General features: G+C 75.0%; 5 protein-coding genes. All 5 read left to right on the forward strand.

The window, feature by feature from the left end; translation table 11 throughout:
- Nucleotides 1–544 (forward strand): hypothetical protein (locus IE312_RS26200; protein ID WP_229900449.1); only part of this gene is annotated, 544 nt, incomplete at its 5' end.
- Between the two features lie 187 nt (nt 545–731).
- Nucleotides 732–1,427: a sigma-70 family RNA polymerase sigma factor gene (locus tag IE312_RS26205; RefSeq protein WP_189984787.1), complete on the forward strand. Its 696-nt coding sequence runs from the start codon at nt 732–734 to the stop codon at nt 1,425–1,427.
- A 194-nt stretch (nt 1,428–1,621) separates the two neighbouring features.
- Nucleotides 1,622–2,686 (forward strand): ABC transporter substrate-binding protein, encoded by a 1,065-nt coding sequence (locus tag IE312_RS26210; protein ID WP_189984788.1) that lies wholly within the window; start codon nt 1,622–1,624, stop codon nt 2,684–2,686.
- A 2-nt stretch (nt 2,687–2,688) separates the two neighbouring features.
- Entirely contained in the window at nt 2,689–3,762 is a 1,074-nt protein-coding gene (locus IE312_RS26215) for a FecCD family ABC transporter permease (RefSeq protein ID WP_370467599.1), read from the forward strand.
- Nucleotides 3,759–4,088: ATP-binding cassette domain-containing protein (locus IE312_RS41880; RefSeq protein WP_229900450.1), on the forward strand; the 330-nt coding region annotated here is incomplete at its 3' end. The genes IE312_RS26215 and IE312_RS41880, both read left to right, overlap by 4 nt.

Raw genomic sequence — 4,088 nt, forward strand, 5'->3', positions numbered from 1 at the left:
CGGCTGGTGCCTGGCCGGGCGGGAGCGCGGGCTGCCGTTAATCGTGACCGTCGTGGTCGCCGCCCAGACCGTGCTGCACGAGGCGTTCGCCTACGCCCAGTCGGCATCCGCCGGCCCGGCCGCCATGGACATGGGCTCCATGGACATGGGCTCGACGCACATGGGCTCCCCGCACATGGGCGCGATGCACATGGGCTCCATGCACATGGGGCACATGGGCCCGCACCCGGTGGGCCCCGCGGGCCACATGGGCCACTCCATGGGCGGCGGCTCGTCGTCGGCCGGCATGCTCGCCGCCCACCTGCTCGCCGCCGCGCTGTGCGGCCTGTGGCTGGCCTACGGCGAGAAGGCCGCCTTCCGCATCCTGCGGGCGGTGGCCGGGTGGCTGGCGGCGCCGCTGCGGTTCCTGCTCGCCCTGCCCGTCACCCCGGACCGTCCGCGCTTCCGCGTCCGGCGCCGCCGCTCGGACCGGGCGCCGCGGCTGCTCCTCCTCGTCCACGCGATCACTTCTCGGGGTCCGCCCGCGGAGACGGCTGTCGCCTGACGACAGCTGGTTCCCCGAGGCCGCCCGCGCGCGCCTCGGGCCACGGCCGTACGACCGCACCGGGGGGACGGACGCTTCGTCGTCCCCCGTGCCGTAGGACGTAGGGCCGTCTCCCACCCTTCACCGGACCCGCGCTCACCCGTGCCCGCGGTCCGGATCACGGTCGACCCGAGAAGGACACCAGGTGATGACTTCCGCCCTGCCCGCTTCGCCTGCCCGAAGCGACGGAAGCAGCGTCAAGAGCAAGGTGCACCGCAGTGCGAGCAGCGGTGCGAACAGCAGTGACAGGACCCGTGACAAGGCCGATGACACGACGGCCGAGCCCGACGCGTCGATCACCGCGTGGGCCCTGGCCGCCCGAGGCGGTGACGTGCGCGCGGTGGAGCGGTTCGTGAGCGCCCTGCACCGGGACGTCCAGCGCTACGTCGCCCACCTGTGCGGCGACCCGCAGGCGGTGGACGACCTGGCGCAGGACACGTTCCTGCGGGCACTGGGCAGCCTGCACCGGTTCGAGGGGCGCTCCTCCGCGCGGGCCTGGCTGCTGGCCATCGCCCGCCGCGCGGTGATCGACAGCTACCGGTACGCCGCCGCCCGGCCCCGGCTCTCCGACGTCCCGGACTGGCGGCTGGCCGTCGAACTGGCCCAGCCGCGGGGCCTGCCCGGCTTCGACGACGGCGTCGCCCTGCTGGACCTGCTCGACTCGCTGCCCGACGACCGCCGCGAGGCGTTCGTCCTGACCCAGCTGCTGGGCCTGCCCTATGCGGAGGCGGCCGAGGTCAGCGACTGCCCGATCGGCACGGTCCGCTCCCGCGTCGCACGCGCCCGCGCGACCCTGCTGGCCCTGCTGGACGAGGCCGACGCCCCCGCCGCCCTGGCGGCCTGACACGCGAACGGGTGCCGGCACCGGCCGACCGCCCCCGGCACCCGTCCCCAGCCCCGGCCCCGGCCCCGACCGGCCGTCCGCCCCCGATTCGTGAGCCGTGGGAATCGTCCGGGAACTGACGGCACGTGCTCCCCGACTTCTGGACCGGGTGACGGAGGCTCGCCCCGCATACCGAGTGATCCGGGAGTTGTTCGATGCGTTCTCGAGTGGGGAGCTGTGCGGTGGCCGTCGTGTGCGGCGGACTGCTGGCGACGGGCTGCGGCGGCGGGGGGACGGACACCGGGAGCGCGCGGAAGGCCGGCGCCCAGGGCGCCTACCCGGTCTCCGTGACCGACTGCACGGGCAACCGGACCACCTTCTCCGCCGCCCCCGAGAAGATCGTCACCAGCAACGCCTCCAGCCTGGAGCTGCTGCTGCGCCTCGGCGCCGGCGACCGGGTGATAGGCACCGGCTTCCCGCCCGGCAAGGGCACCCTGCCCGACCCGCTCGACGCGCAGGCGCGGAAGGTGAAGGTCCTCAGCCGGACCGTCATCCCCAAGGAGAAGCTGCTCGGCTCCGGCGCCGACCTCTACATCGACACCTTCGCGTCCATGGGGAGCATGGGCGGCGCGGCGGCGGACGCGCCGACGCCCCAGGAGTTCGCGGCAGCCGGTGTCCGGCACGTCTACCTGAAGTCCACCGCCTGCGCGGCACAGCGCAAGACCCCGGTGACCGACCTGTCCGCGGTCGAGGCCGACATCACCTCCCTCGGCGCCGTCACCGGCACCGGCGCGCGGGCGAAGGAACTCGTCACCGGGATGCGGCGGAAGGTGGCCGCCGCCCGCGAGGCGCTCCGTGGCACGGCCGGGGGAGAGCGGCCGACGTACTTCTTCTTCGACTACGACGCCGGCACCGAGCAGCCCGTCGTCACCTGCAACCGCCAGCTCGCCAACGCCGTGATCACCCTGGCCGGCGCCCGCAACGCCTTCGCCGACTGCGACGGCGACTACCGGCAGGTCGGCTGGGAGGACGTGATCGCCAAGGACCCGGACTGGATCCAGCTCGGCGTCCGTGACCGGGGCGGCGCCGCGGCGAACAGGAAGGCGTTCGACGAGGCCGAGCGGTGGCTGAGGTCGAACCCGGCGACCAAGGGCCTCAAGGCGGTCAAGGAGGGGCACCTCCTGCGCATCGGCTCCGAGCAGACGACCATCGCGGGAGTACGCAACGCCGACACGGTGGCGGCCATCGCCGCGGCCGTCCACCCGGGCAAGGCCGGCTGACCGTGGCCCTCACCCTGGTGCGCCGCAGGGCGGCGGGCCCCGGGACGCGCGGCAGCCTGCGCGCCGGCCCCCTGACGGCCGTCCTGGCCGTGGCGCTGCTGGCCGCGCTGACGGCGGCCGTGTCCTGGGGCTCGACGTCCATCCCGCCCGCCGAGGTCTGGGGCGTGGTGGGCAGGAGACTGACCGGGCAGACACCGCGCCCCGGCACCGACGACCTGATCGTCTGGCAGCTGCGGGTGCCCCGCGCCCTGCTCGCCGCCCTCGTCGGCGCCGGTCTCGGTGTCGTCGGTGCGGCCGTGCAGGCGCTGGTGCGCAACCCGCTGGCCGACCCCTACCTGCTGGGTGTCTCCAACGGCGCCTCCCTCGGGGCGGTGGCCGCGATCGTGCTCGGTGCCGGCGCGGGCGGGACGCTCGGCCTGGGCCTGTCCGGCGCCGCCTTCGCCGGGGCCCTGGCCACCTTCGCCGCCGTGTGGGCGGTGGCCCGGCGCGGCGGGGGCTTCGCACCGCTGCGGCTGGTGCTCGCCGGGGTGGCGATCGGCCAGTTCCTGTCCGGGTTCACCAGCTACCTGGTGGTGCGCGCCGGGGACGAGCAGCAGACCCGTGGCGTGCTGTTCTGGCTCATGGGCAGCCTGGGCGGGGCCACCTGGCAGCTGCTCGCGGCACCCGCCGTCGCCGTACCCGCCGCCCTGCTGTGGCTGCAGGCACGCGCCCGGGGCCTGAACGCCCTGCTGATGGGCGACGAGACGGCCGCCGGGCTCGGGGTCGACGTCACCCGGCTGCGCCGCGAACTGTTCACCGTCACCAGCGTGCTGACCGGTGTCCTGGTCGCCGTCTCCGGCGCGATCGCCTTCGTCGCCCTGATGGTGCCGCACGTCTGCCGCCTGGTCGTCGGCGGCGACCACCGGCGCCTGCTGCCGGTCTCCGCGCTGTTCGGCGCGGTGCTGCTGGTCGTCGTGGACATCGTCTGCCGTACCGCCCTGGACACCCAGGAGCTGCCGGTGGGCGTGGTCACCTCGCTGCTCGGGGCCCCGGCCCTGCTGTACCTGCTGGACCGGCGCCTGGGGAGCGACGGATGAGGATCACCGTGGAGGACCTGCACGTCGCCTACGCGGGCCGGACCGTCGTCGCCGGTGCCCGCCTGATCGCGGCCGAGGGCGAGATCACCGGCCTGGTCGGCCCCAACGGCAGCGGCAAGTCCACGCTGCTGCGCACCGTGTACCGGCACCTGAAACCGGTCGCGGGGCGCGTGCTGCTGGCCGGCACCGACCTGCGCGAGCTGAGCGCGGCCCGGGCGGCGCGGCACGTGGCGGCCCTGCCGCAGGAGCGGGGGAGCGACTTCGAGCTGACCGTGCGCGAGATCGTCACCCTGGGCCGCATCCCCTACAAGCGGGCCTTCGCCGGG

This window comes from Streptomyces capoamus (assembly GCF_014654935.1).
Lineage (GTDB): Bacteria > Actinomycetota > Actinomycetes > Streptomycetales > Streptomycetaceae > Streptomyces > Streptomyces capoamus.